Annotated in this window: 22 protein-coding genes and 1 pseudogene; 10 read left to right on the forward strand and 13 right to left on the reverse strand. The window is 72.2% G+C overall.

Annotated features, from left to right (window positions below; genetic code table 11):
• Positions 1–56: 56 nt before the first annotated feature.
• The 9 genes from DK389_RS10655 to pedF form a co-directional block, all read right to left on the reverse strand.
• Positions 57–716 (reverse strand): transglutaminase-like cysteine peptidase, encoded by a 660-nt coding sequence (locus tag DK389_RS10655; protein ID WP_109896263.1) that lies wholly within the window; start codon positions 714–716, stop codon positions 57–59.
• Positions 717–850: 134 nt separating this feature from the next.
• Complete coding sequence (locus DK389_RS10660; protein WP_109889449.1) at positions 851–1,549, reverse strand: hypothetical protein; 699 nt, start codon at positions 1,547–1,549, stop codon at positions 851–853.
• A 12-nt stretch (positions 1,550–1,561) separates the two neighbouring features.
• Positions 1,562–2,122 (reverse strand): sigma-70 family RNA polymerase sigma factor, encoded by a 561-nt coding sequence (locus tag DK389_RS10665; protein ID WP_109889451.1) that lies wholly within the window; start codon positions 2,120–2,122, stop codon positions 1,562–1,564.
• A gap of 70 nt (positions 2,123–2,192) precedes the next feature.
• Positions 2,193–3,833 carry a S8 family serine peptidase gene (locus DK389_RS10670; protein WP_109889453.1) on the reverse strand — a complete coding sequence of 547 codons (1,641 nt, stop codon included), beginning with the start codon at positions 3,831–3,833 and terminating at the stop codon, positions 2,193–2,195.
• A 126-nt stretch (positions 3,834–3,959) separates the two neighbouring features.
• Positions 3,960–4,325 (reverse strand): hypothetical protein, encoded by a 366-nt coding sequence (locus DK389_RS34150; protein WP_109889454.1) that lies wholly within the window; start codon positions 4,323–4,325, stop codon positions 3,960–3,962.
• Positions 4,326–4,452: 127 nt separating this feature from the next.
• Entirely contained in the window at positions 4,453–5,121 is a 669-nt protein-coding gene (locus DK389_RS10680) for a response regulator (protein WP_109889456.1), read from the reverse strand.
• Positions 5,122–5,364: 243 nt separating this feature from the next.
• Positions 5,365–7,134, reverse strand: coding sequence for a PQQ-dependent methanol/ethanol family dehydrogenase (locus DK389_RS10685; RefSeq protein WP_109889458.1), 1,770 nt, complete (start codon positions 7,132–7,134; stop codon positions 5,365–5,367).
• Between the two features lie 264 nt (positions 7,135–7,398).
• The gene (locus DK389_RS10690; RefSeq protein ID WP_109889460.1) at positions 7,399–8,253 is read right to left on the reverse strand and encodes a substrate-binding periplasmic protein; all 855 of its coding nucleotides are present in this window, start codon (positions 8,251–8,253) and stop codon (positions 7,399–7,401) included.
• Position 8,254: 1 nt separating this feature from the next.
• Positions 8,255–8,683, reverse strand: coding sequence for a cytochrome c-550 PedF (pedF, locus tag DK389_RS10695; protein ID WP_109889462.1), 429 nt, complete (start codon positions 8,681–8,683; stop codon positions 8,255–8,257).
• 179 nt (positions 8,684–8,862) lie between these two features.
• Here pedF and DK389_RS10700 point away from each other — a divergent pair.
• From DK389_RS10700 to DK389_RS10725, 6 genes and pseudogenes are all read left to right on the forward strand, one after another.
• Positions 8,863–10,101: pseudogene (locus DK389_RS10700) on the forward strand (ABC transporter substrate-binding protein); the annotation flags it as partial.
• Between the two features lie 34 nt (positions 10,102–10,135).
• Complete coding sequence (locus DK389_RS10705) at positions 10,136–11,122, forward strand: YVTN family beta-propeller repeat protein (RefSeq protein ID WP_109889464.1); 987 nt, start codon at positions 10,136–10,138, stop codon at positions 11,120–11,122.
• Between the two features lie 94 nt (positions 11,123–11,216).
• Complete coding sequence (locus DK389_RS10710) at positions 11,217–13,373, forward strand: 4Fe-4S binding protein (RefSeq protein WP_109889465.1); 2,157 nt, start codon at positions 11,217–11,219, stop codon at positions 13,371–13,373.
• Positions 13,370–14,347 (forward strand): FAD:protein FMN transferase, encoded by a 978-nt coding sequence (locus DK389_RS10715; RefSeq protein WP_109889467.1) that lies wholly within the window; start codon positions 13,370–13,372, stop codon positions 14,345–14,347. Before DK389_RS10710 ends, DK389_RS10715 begins: the two co-directional genes overlap by 4 nt.
• Before the next feature lie 167 nt (positions 14,348–14,514).
• A complete protein-coding gene (locus DK389_RS10720; RefSeq protein ID WP_194075183.1) occupies positions 14,515–15,684 on the forward strand; it encodes an FIST N-terminal domain-containing protein in 1,170 nt (389 codons plus the stop codon).
• A gap of 5 nt (positions 15,685–15,689) precedes the next feature.
• Positions 15,690–17,054 (forward strand): hybrid sensor histidine kinase/response regulator, encoded by a 1,365-nt coding sequence (locus DK389_RS10725; protein WP_236960801.1) that lies wholly within the window; start codon positions 15,690–15,692, stop codon positions 17,052–17,054.
• On the opposite strand, the gene DK389_RS35240 is transcribed toward DK389_RS10725, so the two are convergent.
• The 3 genes from DK389_RS35240 to DK389_RS10735 are packed head-to-tail and all read right to left on the reverse strand — an operon-like array spanning position 17,035 to position 19,261.
• Positions 17,035–17,523 carry a hypothetical protein gene (locus DK389_RS35240; RefSeq protein WP_236961133.1) on the reverse strand — a complete coding sequence of 163 codons (489 nt, stop codon included), beginning with the start codon at positions 17,521–17,523 and terminating at the stop codon, positions 17,035–17,037. The genes DK389_RS10725 and DK389_RS35240 overlap by 20 nt on opposite strands.
• A complete protein-coding gene (locus DK389_RS10730; RefSeq protein ID WP_236960803.1) occupies positions 17,508–18,410 on the reverse strand; it encodes a DUF5666 domain-containing protein in 903 nt (300 codons plus the stop codon). The genes DK389_RS35240 and DK389_RS10730 overlap by 16 nt, the downstream gene beginning before the upstream one ends.
• A gap of 11 nt (positions 18,411–18,421) precedes the next feature.
• Positions 18,422–19,261 carry a DUF6502 family protein gene (locus DK389_RS10735; RefSeq protein WP_109889472.1) on the reverse strand — a complete coding sequence of 280 codons (840 nt, stop codon included), beginning with the start codon at positions 19,259–19,261 and terminating at the stop codon, positions 18,422–18,424.
• A 141-nt stretch (positions 19,262–19,402) separates the two neighbouring features.
• Here DK389_RS10735 and DK389_RS10740 point away from each other — a divergent pair, with 141 nt between their 5' ends.
• The 4 genes from DK389_RS10740 to DK389_RS10750 all read left to right on the forward strand — a co-directional run bounded on the left by DK389_RS10740 (position 19,403) and on the right by DK389_RS10750 (position 21,124).
• Positions 19,403–19,711, forward strand: coding sequence for a hypothetical protein (locus DK389_RS10740; RefSeq protein ID WP_109889474.1), 309 nt, complete (start codon positions 19,403–19,405; stop codon positions 19,709–19,711).
• The gene (locus tag DK389_RS33385) at positions 19,708–19,851 is read left to right on the forward strand and encodes a hypothetical protein (RefSeq protein WP_194075184.1); all 144 of its coding nucleotides are present in this window, start codon (positions 19,708–19,710) and stop codon (positions 19,849–19,851) included. The genes DK389_RS10740 and DK389_RS33385 overlap by 4 nt, the downstream gene beginning before the upstream one ends.
• A 35-nt stretch (positions 19,852–19,886) precedes the next feature.
• Entirely contained in the window at positions 19,887–20,639 is a 753-nt protein-coding gene (locus DK389_RS10745; protein WP_109889476.1) for an outer membrane protein, read from the forward strand.
• Positions 20,640–20,737: 98 nt separating this feature from the next.
• Positions 20,738–21,124 (forward strand): hypothetical protein, encoded by a 387-nt coding sequence (locus DK389_RS10750; RefSeq protein ID WP_418292024.1) that lies wholly within the window; start codon positions 20,738–20,740, stop codon positions 21,122–21,124.
• 7 nt (positions 21,125–21,131) lie between these two features.
• On the opposite strand, the gene grpE is transcribed toward DK389_RS10750, so the two are convergent.
• Positions 21,132–21,746, reverse strand: a complete 615-nt coding sequence (grpE, locus tag DK389_RS10755) for a nucleotide exchange factor GrpE (RefSeq protein WP_109889478.1) — start codon at positions 21,744–21,746, stop codon at positions 21,132–21,134.
• Between the last annotated feature and the right edge of the window lie 55 nt (positions 21,747–21,801).

The following is a 21,801-nucleotide window of genomic DNA, read 5'->3' on the forward strand; positions in this document are numbered from 1 at the left end:
GCTTGACGAAGATTGAAGAATCCCTCCGCCCTGCCGTCCCGCTTCGGGACGCGCCCCTAACGGTTGGCCGTCGTGGTCGGGGACGGCGCGCGGCCGATCGAGACCCAGGCGACCGCGTCCTGGCTCTCGCGCTTGATGAAGGCGTAGCCCGTCTGGCGCCACGGCAGGACCGCATTCGTCTTGTTGTCGAGGATGAAGTCGCCCCGGTCGGTGATCAGCGTCAGCACCGCGTGGCCCTCGCCCTTCTCGTCGATCACGACGGTCATCCGCATGGCCCGGCGCGGCAGGCCGGCCTCGGCGAGCATGTGGCGCTTGAGGAGCTGGAAATCCTCGCAATCGCCGATCCCGTCCTCGGCCATGTCCCAGCGGTCGGGGACGTTGAGATGATCCATGTCGGTCATGGCCCGCACCGCCTTGTTCACCCGGCGGTTGACCGAGATGACAGTGTTCCAGATCGCGGGCGTCAGGGTGATGGTGGCGGGCTCGCTGCGGTCGACCGCGCACTCGGCCGCGTAGCTCTGGCAGAAGGTGACCCAGGCGGAGATCGGCCGGGCCTCGCCGGAGACGGTCGCCGCGCTCGGCACCGCCGGCAGCGCCGCGTAGGTCTGGGCGCCCACCGGCGCGGCGAGGGCGGCAAGCGCGAGCCCCGCGAGCGCACTTCTCAGCCCGTGACGGGCCGACACCGAAACCCGCCGCTTCGAACCTGCGAACCGCATCGCCGCGCCCAATTCGTTAAGCTTTCCTTAACGAACGTCTCACGCCCCGGGCCCGCCGGCAATCGGGCGGTTAAGATTGGGTTAACGCTGTGTGTATCCCGTACGGGCGAGCCGGGCCGCACCCCGCCTCGCGCTTAGGGGCCGGGAGCGGCCTCGGGCGCCGCGAACTGGACGAGGCCGGGCCTCGCCCGCAGCTTGCCGAGGATTGCCTCGGCGGCCGCGGGGGAAACCGGTTCGGAGGCGAGGCGCAGGCGGTAGAGGCCCCCGGGCCGGGGCCCGTCCACGATGACGGCGCCGACCTCCCGCAGGCCATCCGCGATCTGCGCGGCTGTGGCCGCGGGCGCGAAGGCGACGAGGGCGAAGGTGCCGGCACCCGCCGCGCCCGCGCCGCCCTGCGAGGCAGTCTCGTAGGCGGGGCCCGTCGGGGCCCGCAGCATCGCGCCCGCCAGGAGGCCGACCTGGGCCAGGATCACGAGGCAGGCCGCGAGCCCGAGACCGGCCAGCGCCGGCGGCGACAGGGCGGCGAGCGCCTCGCCGAGGCGGGCGATCCAGCCGCGGGAGCCGGCCCGCGCATCCGCCGCGAGATCCGCGTCGATGCGGGCGAAGAGCGCGTCGCGGGCCGCGCCCGTGGGATGGCCCAGCGCCTCGTTGACCGCGACGGTCCCGGCCCGCTCGGCCTCGGCCAGGGCGAGGCGCCGGGCGAGGTCGGGGTCGCGCGCGAGCGCCGCCTCGACGCGCTCGGCCTCCGCCGGGCCGAGGCGGCCCGTCGCCCGCCAGGGCAGGATGAGGTCGAGATCGTCGGGTTCGCCGGGAGGCGTGCGCGGAGGCATCATCGGGGTCTCACCTCACGGCCAGCCGCGGTCGATGCCGGCGGCGAGCAGGAGTTCGGACAGGCGCTTGCGCGCGTGGAACAGGCGGGTCTTCACGGTGCCGGCCGGGATCGCGAGGACCTGCGCGACCTCCTCGACGGAGAGCTCGTGATAGTAGACGAGATCGACCACGCCCCGATGCTCGGCCGAGAGCGCAGCGATGCAGCGGCGCAGGGCCTCCGCCTTGCCGGCCTTCTGCAGGACGGTCTCGGGCGTGTCGGCCTCGTCGGGCACGGCCTCGGCCACCTCCGGCTCCCATTCCGCATGCGACCTGCGGCGCAGGGCCGAGAGCGCCTTGAAGCGGGCGATCGACAGGAGCCAGGTCGTGACGCTGGCCCGGCCCTCGTAGCGGCCGGCCTGCTGCCAGACATCGAAGAACACGTCGCTCACGAGATCCTCCGCGCGGCTCGCATCCCGGAGGAGGCGCACCAGGAACCGGTACACGGCGGTGGCGTGGCGGGCGTAGAGGGCCTGCATCGCGGCGCGGTCGCCCTTGGCGATGCGCGCGACGAGGTCCGCGTCCGGCATGTCCCTCATCCGTGCTCCCCGGTTCGTCGCGCGAGGCCGGCCTCCGGTTCACCGGCCGGCGCGCGATTCCGCCCGGCCGTCACGGGCTTTCCTGGCCCGGATCGCGGGCCGGGGTCGCGCTCATGCCGCCGGAGGCCTGCTGCGCCGCGACCTCGGGCGCGGGCAGCGCCCGCAGGACGTTCTCCGCATCGGCGAAGCCAGCGCCGAATTCGGGATCCGGTCCCGGCGCACCGAGGTCGCGGGCGCCGCGGGCCAGGGCGCTGCGGACCTCGCCGGGTGAGAGCGCGGGCCGCGCCTGCAGCATCAGGGCGACGATGCCGCTCACCTGCGCCGCCGCCATCGAGGTGCCGGAGGAGAAGCCATAGGCGCCGGCGGGTGCGGCCACCAGGACCTCGACGCCGGGCGCGGCGACGCAGACATGGGCACCCCGGTTGGCGGCGGGAAACAGCCGGTCCTCGGCATCCGTCGCCGTCACCGCGATCACGTTCGGATCCGCCGCCGGGTAGAGCGGCGGCGCGTCGGGCCCGGCATTGCCGGCGGCCGCCACGTAGACCGTGCCGCCCCGCGTCCCGGCCGCGAGGAAGCGGGCCAGCGCCTCGTCGCGCGGTCCGGCGAAGCTCATGTTGACGACCCGCGCCTTCGTCCGCGCCGCCCAGTCGATGCTCCGCAGGATGTGGAGCGTGGTGCCCTGTGCGCCCGAGGCCGTCTCCGCGGAGAAGGCCCGCGCGGCGAGGAGCCTCGCCTCGGGCGCGGCGCTCGCGAGCTGGGCCCGGGCCCCGAGAATGCCGGCGATCGCGGTACCGTGCGGGTGCGGGGGGCCGGCCTTGCCCAGCGCGTCGTAGCGCTCGGCGACCGCGCCCAGGAGCGCCGGATGCGCCTCGTCGACGCCCGAATCGATCACCGCGACGGCCACGTCCCGCCCGGTCGCCGCACGGTGGGCCTCGTCGAGGCGGAGCTTGGCGGCGGCGTACTGGACGCTCGCGAAGGTCGGCGCCGCGCCGACGAGGCTGTAGGCGTGGTTGGCCTGCGCGGTCTCGACCTGGCGGTCCTGCGCCAGCGCCGCGACCACCGAGCCCACGGACCGGCCGCCGCGGATGCGGGCGCGGTGCAGCGTCACCGGCACCAGCGTGAAGGTGTCGGAGGAGACGAGATCGAGCCGCTGGCGGGTCAGGATCGTCCGGAGCGCGCCGGCGCCGGGGCGGAGCGCGAACAGCACCTCGCCCGGGACCTCGCCGGGCTCGGCGGAGGCGGCCTGGACCGGCGCGGGCGCCGCCACATGCCGCGGTGCGGGCCGCGCCGGCGGCGGGCCGGGCGGCTTCGTCACGAGCTTCGGGGCGAGTTTCGGCGTCCTGCGCACGGGCTCCGGGGCGGCCTGCCGGCGCGGGGGCGGCGGCCGGGATTCGGGAACGGCGCGGACCTGCGAGGGGCGCCGCGCCGGACGCTCGGCCTCCGGGCGGCGGCGAGGTGGCGGCTCGTCCTCCTCCTCGACCACCGCGCGGGGCGGCGGGATCAGGCGCGGCACGATGCCGATGAGGCCGGGCAGCCCGATCGTCGGGCCGCCGCCGTAGCCGCCGCGGCTGGGCACGCCCCGGTCGAGGACGGCGCCGGGCCGGGTCTGGGCCGCGGCCGGCGCGAGACCGCCGGCGAGCAGGAGAAGGATGGCGGCGAGCCGGCCGAGCGGACCGGCCCGGGAGGGCAGCGTGTCGAACGGCTCCCGCATGGCAGGATGGCCCCTTCGGCGAGCCCCGCATGCGCGGAGGCCGCGGGGAAGCTCGACTTTAGATGAGGCGGTCCGCCAGGTCCACGGCATCGCCTGGACGCGGCGGACCGGCGCGAAGACGGGGTCTCACTCGCAGACGCGGACCCGGCGGACGTAGACGTTGCCCTCCTCGTCCTCGACGCGCTGCCGCTCGATGGTGCAGGAGCCGGCCTCGGCGGCGCTCGCCGCGATGGCGCCGAGGGCGAGGCCGCCCGCGAGCGCGGCGGCGCCGTAGCCCCAGCCCGGCCCGTAGCCGTAGCCGTAGCCGTAGCCGCCCGGCTTCTTCACGCCGAGGCCAGGGATGACCTTGATCGGAGGGGCCTTCTTCGGCCCGAAGCAGGTGCCGGAGAGGGCGCAGGGCGCGATCTTGAACTGGTCGGCCCGGGCGCCGCCGCCGAGGCCGGCGAGGACAAGGGCGGAGAGGGCGATCGGCAGGAGGGCGGAGCGGGCCATGGCGGGGATCCTTCGGAAGACCGTCCGGGCCGTCCATCGCGGCCCCGACATCCGTTGGTCGCGCCACCCCGCCGGTCGGTTCACCGTCGACGCAAGATTGTTCGATGTTTTCGCGGGACGCCCGGCCTCAGCCCGGATGCGTGTTGTGGATCTGCTCGAAATCGAGGAGCGCGGTCTCGATCACGATCTGCGTGCGGCTGATCACCTCGAGCTTGCGCAGGATCTCGGAGACGTGGGCCTTCACGGTCGAGTCGCCGACCTGCAGCTCGTGGGCGATCTGCTTGTTGAGCTTGCCCTGCCGGATCATCATCAGGACCCGCAATTGCTGCGGGGTGAGGCGGGCCACACGCTCGGCGAGGGGTGCCTTGCCCCGACCCGTGGCCGAGACCGGGGCGCTCGCCGCCTGGGCGAGCTCCGGCGGGATCGCCAGCGCCCCGCTCAGCACGTCGGAGATCGCCCGCGTCAGCGTCGATTTGTCGACCGCCTTCGGCACGTAGCCCGCCGCCCCGTGCTGGAGCGCCTCGCGCATGATGCGCGGATCCTCGTGGCCCGAGACGATGAGGATCGGCACGCGGGGGAAGCGGGTGCGGATGGTGACGAGGCCGTCGAAGCCCGCCACCCCCTGCATGGAGAGGTCGAGGAGGGTGAGGTCGATGCCGCGGTTGGCGGCAAGCACGGCGCAGGCGCTGGCGATGCCGTGGGCCTCGTGGAGCACCGCGTCCGGGTAGGCGAGGCGGATCGCGCTCGCGAGGGCATCCCGGAACAGCGGGTGGTCATCGACGATCAAGAGTTGCATTGGTGCCCCTCCCGCACCGTCCTCAGCGGGAGCCCCGTTGTCCCACGATCCCGCGCCCCGGTCCAACTCGCTTCCTCCCTCGCAGACGGACCCGGATCGGGACCGGAACCCGGACGATCACGGTCCAGGAGATCGGTCTGGGTCGGATCCGGCGACCCCGGGTGCCTGGACGGGCGTTGAGAAAACCGCCCCGGCTCCCGAGGTCCCGGAGAACCCGCCGCCGTAAGGCGGCGGGGACTCACCTCAGCGGGAGGCCAGGGTCTTCGGCAGCTTGAAGGCCCAGAAGCTGCCGCCCTGGTTGATGCCGGCGGTGGATTTCGCCACCTCGCCGCCCCAGAGCGGGACCGCGCCGCCCCAGCCCGCCGCGACGCCGACCCATTGCTCGCCGTCCTGCTCCCAGGTGATCGGCGAGGCGACGACGCCGGTGCCGACCTGGAACTTCCAGACTTCCTCGCCGGTCTTGGCGTCGAAGGCCTTGAGGAAGCCCTCGGGCGTGCCCGTGAAGACGAGGTTCCCCGCGGTGGTGAGGACGCCCGCCCAGAGCGGCGCCTTGTTCTTGTATTCCCAGACGACCTTGCCGTTCGTCGGGTCGATGGCCTTGAGCGAGCCGATATGGGTGTCGAAGATCGGCTTGATGGTGAAGCCGGCGCCGAGATAGGCGGCGCCCTTCTTGTAGTTCACCGGCTCATTCCAGATGTCCATGCCCCACTCGTTCGAGGGGACGTAGAACAGCTTGGTGTCCGGGCTGTAGCCGATCGGCATCCAGTTTTTGCCGCCGAGGAAGCTCGGCACCGCGAACACGGTCTTGCCCTTCTTGCCGTCCTCGGACTTCGTCGGATCGCCGGGGCGGAACGCGTCGTCGTAGATCGGGCGACCGTCCTTATCGATGCCCTTGGCCCAGTTGATCTTGGCGACGAAAGGCGAGGCCGAGATGAACTTCCCGTTCGTCCGGTCGAGCACGTAGAAGAAGCCGTTGCGGTCGGCGGTGGCGCCGGCCTTCACGGTCTTGCCGTCCTTCTGCATGTCGAAGGGCACGAACTCGTTCACGCCGTCGAAGTCCCAGCCGTCGTGCGGCGTGGTCTGGAAGCCCCAGACGATCTCGCCGTTCTCCGGGTTGAGCGCGATGCGCGAGGCCGACCACTTGTTGTCGCCGGGCCGCAGCGCCGAGTTCCACGGGCCCGGGTTGCCGGTGCCGAAGTAGATCAGGTTCGTGCCCGGGTCGTAGGTGCCGCCGAGCCAGGTGGCGCCGCCGCCGAACTTCCACATGTCGCCCGGCCAGGTCTCGTTGACCTTGCCTGTCATGGTCGAGGGCTTGCCGTTGAGGGTGCCCATATGGCCCTCGATGACCGGGCGCTGCCAGACGAGCTCGCCCGTCTCGGCGTCGCGCGCCTCGACCCGGCCGACGATGCCGAACTCGCCGCCCGACACGCCGGTGATGACCTTGCCCTTCACGATGATCGGGGCGGCCGTGTAGCTGTAGCCGGCCTTGAAATCGTCGATGTCCTTCTTCCAGACGACCTTGCCGGTCTTCTGGTCGAGCGCCACGAGCTTGGCGTCGAGGGTGCCGAAGATCACCTTGTCCTTGTAGAGGGCCGCACCGCGGTTCACGACGTCGCAGCAGGGCAGGATGCCCTCGGGCAGGCGCGCGGCGTATTCCCAGATCTTCTCGCCGGTGCGGGAATTGATCGCGTAGAGGCGCGAGTAGGAGCCGGTGACGTAGATGACGCCGTCCTTGACGAGCGCCTGGCTCTCCTGGCCGCGCTGCTTCTCGCCGCCGAAGGAGAACGAGTAGGCGGGAACGAGGCCCTTGATGGTGTCGCGGTTGATCGTCTTCAGCGGGCTGTAGCGCTGGGCCTCCGGGCCGAGGCCGTAGGTGACGACGTCCTGGGTGGTCTTGGCGTCGTTCAGGATGTCCTGATCGCTGACGCCCTCGGCCCGCGCCGACAGGCCGGCCGTGCCGGCGATGAGCGCGAGCGCCCCCGCCGCGCCCAGGAATTCCTTGCGTACCCTCATGGCGTTTCCTCCGTTATGGTCGCGCGGCCCCGGTTCCCGGGCGCCGTCAGGGCCTCGCTCCCCGATTCGAAGGAGCCCCTTGTGCCCGAGCGTAGAGCGGCGCGAGGCGGGCTCTTATTGGCCATTAGTCGAAAGTTCTCAGATCTTTCTCAGGTTTCGGCGGCTCGCGACAGGACAAAACCTGACCCGCCCGGCCCAAGGACTTGGGCAGGAGGCCACCTCATCAGATCATCCCGCCCATTCCGGGGAGGGCCGGCCCGCGGCCTAGTAGCCCTTCGGCGCCGTGAAGCTGACGCCGTAGGTCTCGCAGATCGCCTTCAGCCGTCCCTCCGCGGTGAGCGCCGTGATCGCGTCGCCGATCGCGTAGGCGAGGTCGCGGGAATCGGTGCGCACGGCGCCGCCGAGGTCCCAATGCGCCTTCACCATGCCGGGGATCGCGATCTCGACGACCGGGTTCTCGTCCCGCGCGGCCCCGCCCGCGTGGAGCGCCGCCTCGATCGAGGAGCGGGTGCCGGCCAGGATCGGCGCCTCGCCGGCGAGATACGCCTTGGCGGCCTCGTCGAAGCTACGGAAATGCTTGAGCGCGCCGCGGTGGCGCCCGCCCTCGGCCGTCAGCAGCTGGAGGTCTGAGGCGCTCGCTCCCTCGACGGCCACCGAATGTCCCTCGATGTCGCCGAGCGCCCGCAATCCCTCGACCTTGTCCCTGCGGTAGGCGAAGGCGAGGTGCTGGTCGTAGTAGGGGTTCGTCAGGAAGATCTGCTCGTTGCGGGTGGCGAGCATCCTGTCGTGGGGGACGTGAAGCATCAGGTCCGCGAGCGGGCTGCCCGCGAGGTCGCCCTTCCACAGGTTGAGGCGGAAATCGCCATCGACGTTCTCGCCCGCGTCCACGATCCTGAGGTCGAGGCGCACGCCGAGCTTCTCGGCGATGGCGCGCGCGAGATCGACGTCGATGCCCCGCGGCTTGCCGGCCCGCTCCTCCGAGAAGGGCGCGTTGTCGCCGTAGAGCGCGACCCGCAGGGTGCCGGAGGCCACGACCTCGTCGAGGGGCCGGGCGTCGGCCGCCCCGGCCGCGAGGAGCGCGAGACCCGAGAGCGCGAGGGCGCGGAGCGTGAGCCGCATCCTACTCCTCGTGCTTCGATTCGAGGTAGCTGCGGATCGCCCAGAGGGCTTCCTGCGAGAGCACGCCCTCGAAGGCCGGCATCTTGGTGACGCCGTTGATCAGGGCGCCGTGGCGCACGCGTTCCTGGAACCAGGTGTCGCCCTCCTGGCCCTTCTCCAGGTAGCGCAGATCCGGCGCGAGGCCGCCCGAGATCACCTGGAGGCCGTGGCAGCGGGCGCAGTTCTGATTGTAGCCGGAATCGCCGATCGCGACGGCCTTGGCGTTGCCGCGATAGGGATTCTCGCTGCGCCACTCGTCGCCGAGGGGTTCGAGGCCGGTGGTGTCGACGGGCTGGGGCTGGACGTCGCCATGGGCGAGCACGTGCTGGGCCGAGAGGACGAGACCGAGCGCGAGCGTCGCGCTCCCCGCGAGCCGGGAGACCTTCCGCATACCGTTTCCTCCTGATCTTGAGAAGGACGGTAGCAAGCCCCCCACGCCGAACCCATTGTGCTTTGGTACAGCTTCAGGTCTCCGACCTTGTGCACCTTGGTCCAATATCGGCCGGGTGCTCTTGCCCCCTATCGTCGTCCGACAACAGACGATCCAGGGTGGAAGCGAGATCGGCCGCGATGCGGGCTGAAGGTGAGCGCGGGCACGGCGCGACGGGACGGCACGCCGCTTCCGCACGGGTCGCCGCATGCCTCGCCCTATGCCTCGCCCTATGCCTCGCCCTCCTGGCCGGGCTTCTTCTCCCCGGTTTTGCCGCCGCCGCCGAGGCGCCGCTGGCGATCCGCTACCTGGAGCGGCGCGTCGAGCGCCCGAGCCCGCTCAACAACGAGGACCCGATCCCCGACGACGAGGGCGCGGCCGGGGCGGAACTGGGCCTGGCGGACTCGAACGCGACGGGGCGCTTCCTCGGCTTGTCCTTCACGCTGACGCGCACGCTCGTCGAGCCCGGCGCGGACCTGGCGGAGGCGTTCGGCAAGCTCGGCGCCCCCCGCTTCGTCGTGGTGAACGCCCCGGCCGAGGACGTGCTGGCGCTTGCCGACCTTCCCGAGGCGAAGGACACGGTCTTCCTCAACGTCGGTGCCCCCGACACGCGCCTGCGCGACCGCGATTGCCGGGCGCGGCTCCTGCACGTGCTGCCGTCCCGCGCCATGCTGGCCGACGCGCTCGTGCAGTTCCTCGTCTTCAAGCGCTGGGGCCGCATCCTCCTCGTCTCGGGGACGGAGCCGGCCGACGCGCTCTATGCCGACGCGCTCAAGGCCAGTGCCCGCAAGTTCGGGGCGCGGATCGTCGGCGAGGCGCGCTTCGACGTGCACGGGGCCGACATCCGCGACTCGGCGCTCCGCGAATTCGCCCTCGTCACGCGGGGAGCCGACCACGACGTCGTGGCGGTGGCCGACGAGGCGGGCGCCTTCGGCACGAACCTCGTCTACAACACCGCCGCGCCGCGGCCCGTCGTCGGCACGCAGGGGCTCTCCCCCGCCGCCTGGGGCCGGCCCGTTGAGGCCTGGGCCGGGGTGCAGCTGCAGGTTCGCTTCCGCAAGCTCGCCGGCCGGGCGATGCGGCCCATCGACTACGCGGGATGGCTCGCCGTCCACGCGGTCGGCACCGCGGCCGCGAAGCTCAAGAGCCTCGATCCGGCCGCGATCCAGGCCCTGATGCTCTCGCCTCGCTTCGAGGTCGGCGGCTTCAAGGGACGCTCCTTGAGCTTCCGCCCCTGGAACGGGCAGCTCCGGCAGCCCCTCTTCCTGCTCTGGCCGGGAGCGGTCGTCGCGACGGCTCCCGTGGAGGGCTTCCTGCACAAGCGCACCGAGCTCGACACGCTCGGCCTCGACGAGCCCGAGAGCGCCTGCCGGGCCTTCGGGGACGCGCCGGATGAACCTCGGGAGATTGCGCATGATCCGGCTCTGCCTCCTCGCGCTGCTGGTCGCGACCCCGGTTGCGGCGGAAGAGATCTTCGTCTCGAACGAGCGGGACAACACCGTCTCGGTGATCGACGGGACGAGCCTCGAGGTGGTGCGCACCTTCCCGGTGGGACGGCGCCCGCGCGGCGTCACCTTCTCGCGGGACGGGCGGCGTCTCTACGTCTGCGCGAGCGATTCCGACGCCGTGCAGGTGATCGATCCGGAGACGGGCCGGCTCCTGCACAACCTGCCCTCCGGCGAGGACCCGGAGCAGTTCGCGCTGGCCCCCGACGACCGGACGCTGTTCATCGCCAACGAGGAGAACGCCACGACGACGGTGGTCGACGCCGAGAGCCGCAAGGTGCTGGCCCAGATCGACGTGGGCATCGAGCCCGAGGGCATGGCGGTGAGCCCGGACGGCCGGATCGCGGTCACCACCTCCGAGACCACCAACATGGTCCACTGGATCGACGTGCCGAGCCTGAAGGCGGTGGACGCGACCGCCGTCGAGCAGCGCCCGCGCCACGCGGAGTTCAGCCGCGACGGCCGCCGACTCTGGGTCTCCTCCGAGATCGGCGGCAGCGTCGCGGTGATCGACGTGGCGACCCGGCAGGTGATCGAGACGATCCGCTTCGAGATCAAGGGCATCGCGGGCGACCGCATCCAGCCGGTCGGGATCGCCCTGACGCGGGACGGGCGCTTCGCGTTCGTGGCGCTCGGCCCCTCGGATCGCGTCGCCGTGGTCGACGCCAAGACCTACAAGGTCGTGAACTACATCCTCGTCGGGCGCCGGGTCTGGCACCTCGCCCTGCTGCCGGACGAGAGCCGGATGCTGACGACGAACGGCGTCTCGGGCGACGTCACGGTGATCGACGTCGCCACCCAGAAGGCGATCAAGAGCATCAAGGTCGGCCGCTTCCCCTGGGGCGCGGCCGTGCGCCCCAGCGGGACCGACCGCTCCGCGGGCGCGGTGCCGTGAGGGCAGGATTTCCGGCGCCGTCGCGCGATCGGGTGCGGCCCTCACCTCTCCCGTTCGGGAGAGGTCGAGTCCGCGTCTGCGGACCGGGTGAGGGATCAGGACTTTCCGGAGAGGTCGCCCCCTCACCCCGACCCTCTCCCGAACGGGAGAGGGAGCCCGTCGGGGGCTTCATCCGGCGTGGCTCGCCTTCCTCGGCCTCCTCCTCCTCGCCCTCCCCGCCCGCGCCGGCAGCCTCGACCGGGCCGGGATCGAGCGCTTCTTCCCCGCGCCGCTCGTCGTCGGCGAGCGGGACGATACGGTGCCGGTCTGGCCGATCCTGAAGCAGGAGGCCGGGTCCTACGAGGTCTTCGCCTACGCCTTCGAATCGATCGACCTCGCGCCCATTCCCGGCTTCGGGGGAACCCCGCCGAACCTCCTCGTGGCGCTGGCGCCGGACGGCAGCTTCCGGGACGTGAAGGTGCTCTCCCACCACGAGCCCGTCTTCCTCGAAGGATTGGGCTCGGAGCCGCTCTTCGCCTTCGTCGAGCAGTATGTCGGCCTCTCCGCCCGCCGCGCGATCCGGGTGGGCCGCGCGAACGCGCGGGCGAACGGGGCGGCGCCCCAATCGGTCGTCGACGGGATCTCGATGGCGACCGCCTCGACCCGGGTGATCAACGAGTCGATCCTCAACGCCTCCCTCGCCGTGGCGCGCCGGAAGCTCGGATTCGGGGCCGCCGCCAATGTCGGCCTGAAGGTCGAGGCGAAGATCGCGATCTACGCGCCGATGACGTTTGATGATCTCATCGCGCAGGGCTACGCGAGGCGTTTCGTCGTGACGAACGGCGAGGCCGAGGCCGCCTTCCGGGGCACGAGCGTCGAGGGACGGGCCGAAGGGCCGCCGGACGCGCCCCTCACCGATCTCGTGATCGCCTACCTCAACGTCCCCACGATCGGCCGCAACCTCCTCGGCGAGAACCGCTTTTCCGCGCTGATGCGGGAGTTGGGCCCCGGCGACCACGCCGTGCTCGTCGTCAGCGCCGGGCCCCTCAACCCGCTCGGCGAGGATTTCGTGATGGGCTCGATCCCCGACCGGATCGCGATCCAGCAGGAGGGCCTCGTCATCAACGCCCGCGACATGGCGATCGAGCGCCGCGGCGCCGGCATGGCGGGCCTGCCCGAGGGCCCCTGGACCATCCTGAAGATCGCCTCCCAGGCCGGTTTCGACCCGAGCCGGCCCTGGACGCTGTCCGAGAGGATCGTCCGCGAGCGCGGACAGATCCTCACCGAGAAGGTCTCGCGCGACTTCGCGATCGGCTACGCCCTGCCGGACACCCTCTTCACCCGCGAGAAGCCGGATGCGGGGCCGAGCTGGGCCGATTCCTGGGCGGCACGCGGCTGGGAGCTCGGCGCCATCGCGGCCTCGCTCGGCCTCCTCATCCCGGTGCTGGTGCGCCAGCGGGGCCTCGTCGCCGACCAGCGCCGGTTCGAACCCTTCCGCCTCGCCTTCCTGGCCTTCACCCTCCTGTTCATCGGCTGGTACGCGCAGGCGCAGCTCTCGATCGTGACCCTGGTCGGGCTCGTGCGGGCGGCCGTCGGCAGCGGAGACTTGAGCTTCCTCCTCTACGATCCGCCCTCGCTCCTCCTCTGGGCCTTCGCGCTGGCGAGCCTCGTCGTGTGGGGGCGGGGCACCTTCTGTGGCTGGCTTTGCCCCTTCGGCGCCCTGCAGGAGCTCGCAGCCTGGCCGGCCAAGCGCCTCGGGCTGCGGCAGGTCGCAGTGCCGCCCGCCCTCGACCGGGGCCTGCGGCTCGTGAAGTACGGGCTGCTTGCCGCGATCCTCGGCGCCGCGGCGCTCTCCTCGCCGCTGACCGACAGCTTCGCCGAGATCGAGCCGTTCAAGACCGCGATCACCCTGTATTTCGTCCGCTCCTGGCCGTTCGTCGCCTACGCGGCCGGGCTGATCCTCCTCAACCTCTTCGTCTACAAGGGATTCTGTCGCTACCTCTGCCCGCTCGGGGCGAGCCTCGCCCTCGGCGGGCGCCTGCGCCTCCTCGACTGGATCCCGCGGCGGTCCGAGTGCGGCAGCCCCTGCCAGCTCTGCAAGGTGCGCTGCCGCTACGGCGCCATCGAGCCCACGGGGCGGGTCGACTACGCCGAGTGCTTCCAGTGCATGGACTGCGTGACGATCATCCACGATCCGGGTCAGTGCGTCCCGCAGGTACTGGCACGCAAGCGCGGGCGGCGGATCATCCCTCAACCGGTGGCGGCGGAATGACGGCGCGGCGTTTCCTCCCGCGGCGCAGGCTGCTCCTCGGTGCGGCGGGCGCCATCGCGGCCGCAAGCCTCGGCGCCGGCGCCTTCCGGACGCTCGCCCGCGCCCGCGGGCTGGCGGCCCGCACCGGCGCCGGCCTCGCCTTCGGCACCACCGTCTCGCTCACGGTCGCCGCCGCGGAAGCACCCGAGGCCGAGGCCGCGCTGACGGAGGCGTTCCGCGCGATCCGGGCCGTCGAGGCCGCCGCGAGCCTGTTCCGGGCGGACAGTGCCCTCTCGCGCCTCAACCGGGACGGCGTGCTGCAGCGGCCCGACCCGCTTCTCCTCGCCCTCTTGCGCTTCGCCCTCGACCTCGCAGCCGAGACCGGCGGCGCCTTCGACCCGACCGTGCAGCCCCTCTGGACCCTGTGGGCGGAAGCCGCCGCCCGCGGCGGGCGCCCGGATGCGGCGGCGCTCCGCGAGACGCTCGCCCGGGTCGGCTGGACCCGCGTCAGGATCGCCGACGACGCGATCCGGTTGCCCGCCGGGATGGGGCTCACCCTGAACGGAATCGTCCAGGGCTTCGCCGCCGACCGGGTCATGGCGGTGCTGGAGGCTCGCGGCATCGCCAACGCCTTCGTCGACACCGGCGAATTCGGCGCGCGGGGCGCGCATCCGGACGGCGTACCCTGGCGGCTCGGCATCGCCGATCCGCGCGAGCCCGCCCGAATCCGCGAGGTGATCGCGCCGTTCTCGGGCTTTGCCGCGACGTCAGGGGACTATGCCACGAGCTTTTCGCCCGACCATGCTGACCACCACATCTTCGATCCCGCCACCGGGCGCTCGCCGCGCAGCCTCGCCTCGGTCACGGTGACGGCGCCGACCGGCCTCCTGGCGGACGGCCTCTCGACGACGGCGATGGTGCTCGGCGAGAGGCGGGGCCGCGACCTCGTGGCGCGGCATCCCGGTTGCGCGATGCGGGTCGTCGCGAAGGCGTGATGAGCCCGCGCCAGCCGACCGCCCTTCGGCCGGCTCGAACCCCGCGAAAGGCTGTCGAACGTGTCCTGTTGCGCCGGTTCAGCGCGCCCGACATACTCCCGCCCAACGATAAAGGGCCTGCGCGCCCGACAGATCGACGGGAGCGGGACGTGGGACAGGGCACGCAGATGCGCGCGCATCTGTGCGGGATCCGGACGGCGTGGACCGAGGCGGGGCGGGCGAGCGAGGCGGTGGCCGAGATCGCCGATTCCTTCGCGGGCGCCGACCCCGTGCAGATCGTGGCGTTCTTCTCTCCCGATTACGATCCGGACGAGCTGAACCGGACCTTTCGTGAGCGCTTTCCCAGTGCCGCGGTCACCGGCTGCACCATGTCCGGCGGCTTCTCGCCCGCGGGCGGTCTCGACCGCGGCCTCGTCGCTATCGCGTTCCCGCGCCGGGGCTTCCGCATCGTCTCGACGCTGCTCGACGCGATCGACCATCTTGACGTCGAGCGCACCGCCGGCGCCGTCCGGGCGCTGCGCCGCACCCTCGAGGTCGGCAGCACCGGGGACACGACCGACCACCGCTTCGCGCTCTCGCTGATCGACGGGCTCGCCAACGCGGAGGAGACGGTGGTCTCGGCGATCGGCTGGGCGCTCGACGGCATCCCCCTCGTCGGCGGCTCGGCGGGCGACGATCTCACCTTCCGCGACACGGTGCTGCTGCACGACGGTTCGATCCACCGCAACGCCGCCGTCGTGATCCTCGTCGAGACGGAGTTTCCGGTCCAGATCTTCAAGAGCGACAATTTCGAGCCGACCGGCACCAAGTTCGTCGTGACCGCCTCCGACGACGAGAAGCGCATCGTCCACGAGCTCAATGCCGAGCCGGCGGCCCGGGAATACGCGATGGCGGTGGGGCTCGACCCCGAGACGCTCTCGCCGATGAGCTTCGCCGCCTATCCGCTCGCCGTGAAGATCGGCGGCGAGTATTTCTGCCGCTCGATCCGGCGCATGAACGCGGACGGCTCGCTGAGCTTCTTCTGCGCCATCGATGAGGGCGTGGTGCTCACCCTGGCCCAGCCGCGCGACATCGTGGCGGCGACCCGGGCCGAACTCTCCCGCCTCGACGAGGCGCTCGGCGGCATCGATCTCGTGATCGGCTTCGAGTGCATCCTGCGCCGGCTCGACGCCGAGAGCCGGCAGGTGCGCCACGGCATCGCCGATCTCTACCGGCTCTACAACGTCGTCGGCTTCGAGACCTACGGCGAGCAGTACCGCTCGATGCACCTCAACCAGACCTTCACGGGCATCGCCATCGGGCGCTCGGCGCCGGAGCCGGCCGCCCGCCTGCCATGATCGCGATGGCCGAAGCCGCGGACGAGACGCTCCAGCGGCGCATCGAGAAGCTGGAGCGCATCAACGCGGCGCTGATGGCCCATGTCGAGCGCAGCATGGACCAGCAGGGCGGCGCCTATTCCCTGTTCCAGACCGCGATCATGCTGGAGGGCCGCGTCCGCTCGCGGACCGAGGAGCTGACCGGCTTGATGCGGCGACTCGAACGCTCCAATGAGGCGCTGGTGGCGGCCAAGGAGGAGGCGGAGAACGCCAACCGCTCGAAGACCCGCTTCCTGGCGGCAGCGAGCCACGACCTCCTGCAGCCGCTCAACGCGGCGCGCCTGTCGGTCTCGGCCCTGACCGACCTTCCGCTGACGCCGGACGCCGTCGCCATCGCCGGCCAAGTCGAGCGCGGGCTCCAGACCATCGAGGACCTGATCAAGACTCTCCTCGACATCTCGAAGCTCGATGCCGGCATCGTCCGCCCGGTGGTGAAGCCGGCCGCCCTGCGCGACCTGTTCGGCGGCCTCGTGGCGAGCTTCAAGCCCTTCGCCGAGCGCAAGGGCCTGCGCCTGACCTTGCGCGGGTCCGGCCTCGTGGTGACGACCGACGTGGTGCTCCTGCAGCGCATCCTGCAGAACCTCGTCTCGAACGCGATCCGCTACACCGAGAGCGGCGGCGTGCTGATCGCCGCCCGCCGCCGCGGCGGGACCTGCCGGATCGAGGTGGTGGATACCGGCCGCGGCATCGGCGAGGGCGAGCGCGACCTCGTCTTCGAGGAGTTCTACCGCGGGGGCGGCGGCAAGAGCGCGGTCGGCGCAGCCGCCGGCGAGGGCGGGCGCGGCGAGGAGCCGGGCCTCGGCCTCGGCCTCTCGATCGTGCGCCGCATGGCGCAGGCCCTCGGCCACCCGCTCGAACTCGCCTCCCGTCCCGGCCACGGCACCCGCATGGCGCTGACCCTGCCGATCGGCACGGAGCAGGCGGCCGAGGAGATCCGCGTCGCGCCGATCGCCACGCGGCTCTCGGGCGCCCGCATCCTCATCGTCGAGAACGACCAGTCCACGGCGGACGCGCTCCAGCGCCTCCTGAGGAACTGGGACGCGGAGGTAGCCGCCTACCGCGACCTCGCGGCCGTCGCGGCGGGCGTCGGGGCGGGCTCGGTCGCGCCCGACCTTCTCATTCTCGATTACCATCTCGACGACGGCGCCTGCGGCCTCGACGTGGCGGCCTATCTCCGCAACATCGCCCAGGCGGCGCTGCCCGTGATCGTCACCACGGCGGATTACTCGCCCGAGATCGAGCGCGAGGTCGCCGGCATCGGCGCGGAGCTGGTGCATAAGCCGATCAAGCCGGCGCAGCTGCGCTCGCTCCTCACCTACATGCTGACCTGAGCGGACGGAGCAGGCCGCTCATCGACGGCCGCCGAATCCGCCCGGGCCTCCGAGACCGCCGGGACCACCCAGCCCCCCGGGCCGCCGAGCCCGCCCCGCGCACCGCGTCTCCCGGACCGCCGAGCCCGCCCGGCCCGCCGCCGGGCCCGCCCCCGATTCCACCGAATCCGCTCGGCCGGTCGCCCTGGAACGGGCGTGGGTCGATGTCGAGCCCGCGCGGCCCGGCACCGCCGAGGCCGCCGGGACTGCCGCCGGCGCGACCGCCGCCCGGACGGCCGAACCCGTCCGGTCCGCCTTGCCCGGGGAGCCCGTTCCGAAGGTCGATTCGGTCCGGCAGGCGATCGAAGCGGTTCGGCGCCCCCGGCTGCCGCTCCGGCGCGGGACCGGGCGCGGCGCGCTCGTCGATGCGCAGGCGCTCGACCGTCAGGCGACCGTCGCGGGCGATGTCGGTCGTCAGGACCGCGCGCACGCTGCCGCGCCGCGGCACCGCGGCGCTTGGGCCCCCGCCACGTCGATGCCCGAACCGAGGGCGAGCCGGTCTCCGCGCCGGCCGATATAGGCCTCGATTGAGACCCGCTTCAGTCCGGCGCCGAATTTCGCGCCCGCCTCCTCGACGCTCGCGACCGTGAGGCCGGACGGACTCAGCTCGCCCGTGACGAGGATCCGGCGGCCGACGAGGCCGGGATCCAGGGAGGCGAGGCGCAGCCGTCCGATCGTCGGCGCTCCGTCCTTGGCCTTCCGAACCGGGCCCGCGACCCGCGCGGCTCCGCCCGTCCGCGGCTCGACGAGGCTCGCCACGATCGTCCCGTCGGGACGGCGCAGCCCGCTCACGGCGACGCGGTCGCCGACCTTGAGCCCGCCCGGCCAGGACTTGCGCCAATCGGCGCCGAGCCCCGCCGTCGAGACGGCTTGGCCGAGGACTGTGAAGCCACCCTTCGCGACAGCCTCAACCGGACCGACCACCTCGCTCGTCACCTCGATCCGGCCCGTCGAGAGGCCGCCCCCGGAATCGCGGGCGACGACCCGCACCACGTGGCCGATCCTGAGATCGGAGGCCGCCGCCGCCGCGCCGTCGATGCGCACCGCGACGTCCGCCGGGTAGGCGATGCGCAGGTCGTTGACGACGATCGACCCGAATCGGCGGATCGTGCCGATGACGCCGGTGCCGCCGATGCCGCGGTCGCCCTCGCCCGGGCTGCCGCCCTCCCCCTCGCCGGGGCGGGCGCCCGTGCCGCCGATTCCCTGGTCGCGGATGGGGGCATCGGGCGCGGCCTGCCCGGGCCCCGGCAGCCACAGGGCGCCGAGCCCGGCGAGGAGGCGCAGGAGGCCGCGGCGGGTCGGAGCGGATGCGCGCATGCGGGGAGCCGTCACGCCGGATCGCCGGAGGCGGCGGGAGGAACGCTCTCGGCGTAGACGTAGAGGCCGAAGTTCCAGCGGTGGCTGCCGCCGGGATCGGTCTCGCAGGCGGCGTGCGCCTCGCGGTTGGCCTGTTGCAGGGCCTCCATCGCGATCTCGCGGGCTCGGGCTTCGAGGCGCTTGGCGAGATCCTCCGAGAGCCCGTCGTAATGCACCGCCCGCTCCAGGAAGGGCGGCGTGTCGCCGACGATGTTGGCCACGCTCGCCGCGATATGGTCGTGCAGGTTGCGGCCGAAATAGTAGAGCTGCGGCTCGCCCCCGCCCTTCGGCACGTAGGCGCTCTCGGTGAGCACGATCCGCCCTTCCGGGTCGATCGTCGCAAAACCTCGGTCGAGCCATTCGTCGAGGACGGCGCGGGGGCGCAGGTCCCGCGTCACGCCCGCGACGAGGCTCTCGAAGGAGGCCGCCCCGCCCTCGGCCGAGCGTGGCAGCGGCGATGGCCGACCGGCCCGGTCGGTGAATGCGGGGTCGGCGAGCCAGCGGGCGACGATCCGGCTTGTGCGCGAGACCGCGACCGGCACCGCGCTTACCGGTGCGCCCGCCCCGCGCAGGCGGCGCACCTCCTTGCGGTGAATGCCGGTGAGCAGGCTGACGCGGCTGTCGGTCTGCTCCTTGCCGGGCAGAGCGAAGTCGTACTCCGCGACATTCACGTAGAGCTCGCGCAGCAGGTTCGTCAGGGCCGGGAAGGTGATGCCGCGCGCGACGAACAGCCGGACCAGCGGACGCAGCAGGCGCGCCACGGGCGCGTGCAGGCTTGCGCCTTCGGGGGCTGTCGGGGCGGTCTCGCTCATGCGCCGAACTTACGGAGCGCTGCGTGGGACGCAATCCCACGAGGTGCGTTCTCGCACCGGGACAATCGGATTTTCAATTGACGTGGGAATTTTGCACACATAAGTCTCTGGCGTGGTCAAATTTCCCACGGACGAGAGCCGATGAGCGCAATCCGGATCCATCTCCAAGACGCCGCGCTGCCGCCGCTCCATCCTCCGGCCGCAACCCGCTCTCGGATCGCGCCGGTCTTCGCTCTCGCTCCCGTTCGTCGCGGCCTGTTCTGCCTGGTCGCCCTCGCCCTACCCGTCCTCGGAATCGGCCTCGCGGATCAGGTCCACCGCGCGAACCGCTCCGGGACGCCGCAGGCCGCCGCCCCGCTCACCCCCTCGCGCGGGGCGGCGGCTCTCTCCCTCGGTCCCCGCTCCGGCGGGACCACCCTCGTGACGCTCGATCTCCGGCAGCGCCCATGAGCGAGCGATCCGCCTCCGTCGGTTCGGCCCTGTGCCGGGTCGAGGAATCCGACACCTGCGGCGGCGCCCGGATCCTCGATCTCGCGATCTGCCTGATCCTCGCCGTCGCCATCATCACCCTGCTGATGCTGGCGCTCTGAGGGCCGGCCCGCTTCCCACAACACGAGATGATCCGATGCTGAGAACGCTTCCGGCTGCCTGCCTGACGCTCGCCGCGCTGCTGCCCGCGAGCCTGGACGGGGCCTCCGCCGCCGATCTGCCACGCCGGGAGGCGCCGCTTCCGGCCCTGCCGATCCCGCCCGCTTTCACCTGGACAGGCTTCTATCTCGGCGTGAACGCAGGCTACGGCTTCCGCGGCGCGCCCTCGACGTTCGGGGACGCCACCTACGGCACCGTCACGCAATCGAGCCGGGACCGCGGCGGCTTTCTCGGCGGCGTGCAGGCCGGCTACAATTATCAGCTGAGCCCGGGCTCCGGTCTCGTCCTCGGCCTGGAGACCGACGTCCAGGGCACGGCTTTCGCCAGGGCCGACGCGGCCTATCTGGGCACGACCCCCTATTACAGCGTGGCGCCGAACCTCGATTATTTCGGCACGGCCCGCGGCCGCGTCGGCTACGCCTTCGACCGGGTGATGATCTACGGCACGGGCGGCTTCGCCTACGGCGGGGGCGGACGCTCCGGCTATGCCGGCGCCTATACCGGCACGCTGCCGGATTCGAGCCGGATCGGCTACGCGGTGGGCGGCGGCCTCGAATATGCCTTCGCCGACCGCTGGTCGGCCAAGATCGAGGCCCTCTACGTCAATCTGCGCCGCAGCTGGGCGAATTCCGCGACCGTCTTCGATGCGAGCGTGCCGGCCTATTACGGCATCGGCCGCACCGATCCGGGCTTCGCGGTCGTGCGCGCCGGCCTCAACTACCGCTGGTAATTCTGCACAACCTTGGAGCGAAGCTGAGCCTTGCCGCAGCGCGGCAGGCTCCCATCTTGAGCGGCGGAGGGGCAATTCCGGACACGGAAGGACCTGCCTTGAACGTCTCGATGCTCGCCCGCCCGAGGGGTTGCCGGATCGGCACCGCGGCGGTTCTCGGCCTCGCGCTCACGATCGCCGGCCCGGCCCTCGGCCAGGATCTGCCGCAACTCGATCCCGGCCGCGGCGCCCTCCTCATCCACGGCAATTACTGCGGGCCGGGCAATCGCGGGCCGGCCTACCCGCCGGTCGACGCCCTCGACCTCGCCTGCATGCACCACGATGCCTGCACGCCACCGCCCGGCAAACTTCCGCACTGCGCCTGTCACGACCGGCTGCACGCGGAAGCCGGACTCGTCGCCCGCAACCCGGCGGTGCCGCGGGCGATCCGCGACAAGGCGAAGTTCATCTCGGACGGGGCGATGCTGCTGCCCTGCCTGGATTGACGCCGTCTCACCCCGCGTCGGTCGCCGGGGCCGGCTTCGGGCCGCCCTTGGCGACGCCGACGAGGGCGGGGCGCAGGACGCGCTCGCCGATGACGTAGCCGGCCTGGACCACCTGAACCACCGTGCCCGACGGTACCTCGGCATTCGGCACCTCGAACATCGCCTGATGCCGGTTCGGGTCGAAGCGCTGCCCCTGGGGATCCACGATCTTCACCCCGTGCCGCTCCAGGGTCTTGGCGAGGTCGCGCTCGGTCAGGTCGATCCCGTCGAGGAGACCCTTCAGGGCGCCCTCCGCCCCGGCCCGCGCCTCGGCCGGCACGCTCTCGATGGCGCGGCGGACGTTGTCGGCGACGTTCAGCATGTCGCGGGCGAAGTTCGTCACCGCGTAGGTGCGGGCGTCGGCCACCTCGCGCTCGGTCCGGCGCCGCAGGTTCTCCATCTCGGCCAGCGTGCGCAGGACGCGGTCCTTCAGCTCGTCCCGCTCGGCGATGACGCCGGCGACGGCGTCCGCGCTGGGCTGCGCGTCCGGAGCCGATCCGTCCAGGCCGGTCTCGGGCGCCTGCTCCGCGTTCCGGCTCGCGTCCTCGTGCCGGCCGTCTTGCTCCATGTCGTTGCTCATCATCGCGATTCTGTCGTGGCCAAGGATTCGGGGATGGCCGCTGATATCAGGCGGCGCG

It is taken from the genome of Methylobacterium durans, from assembly GCF_003173715.1.
GTDB lineage: Bacteria > Pseudomonadota > Alphaproteobacteria > Rhizobiales > Beijerinckiaceae > Methylobacterium > Methylobacterium durans.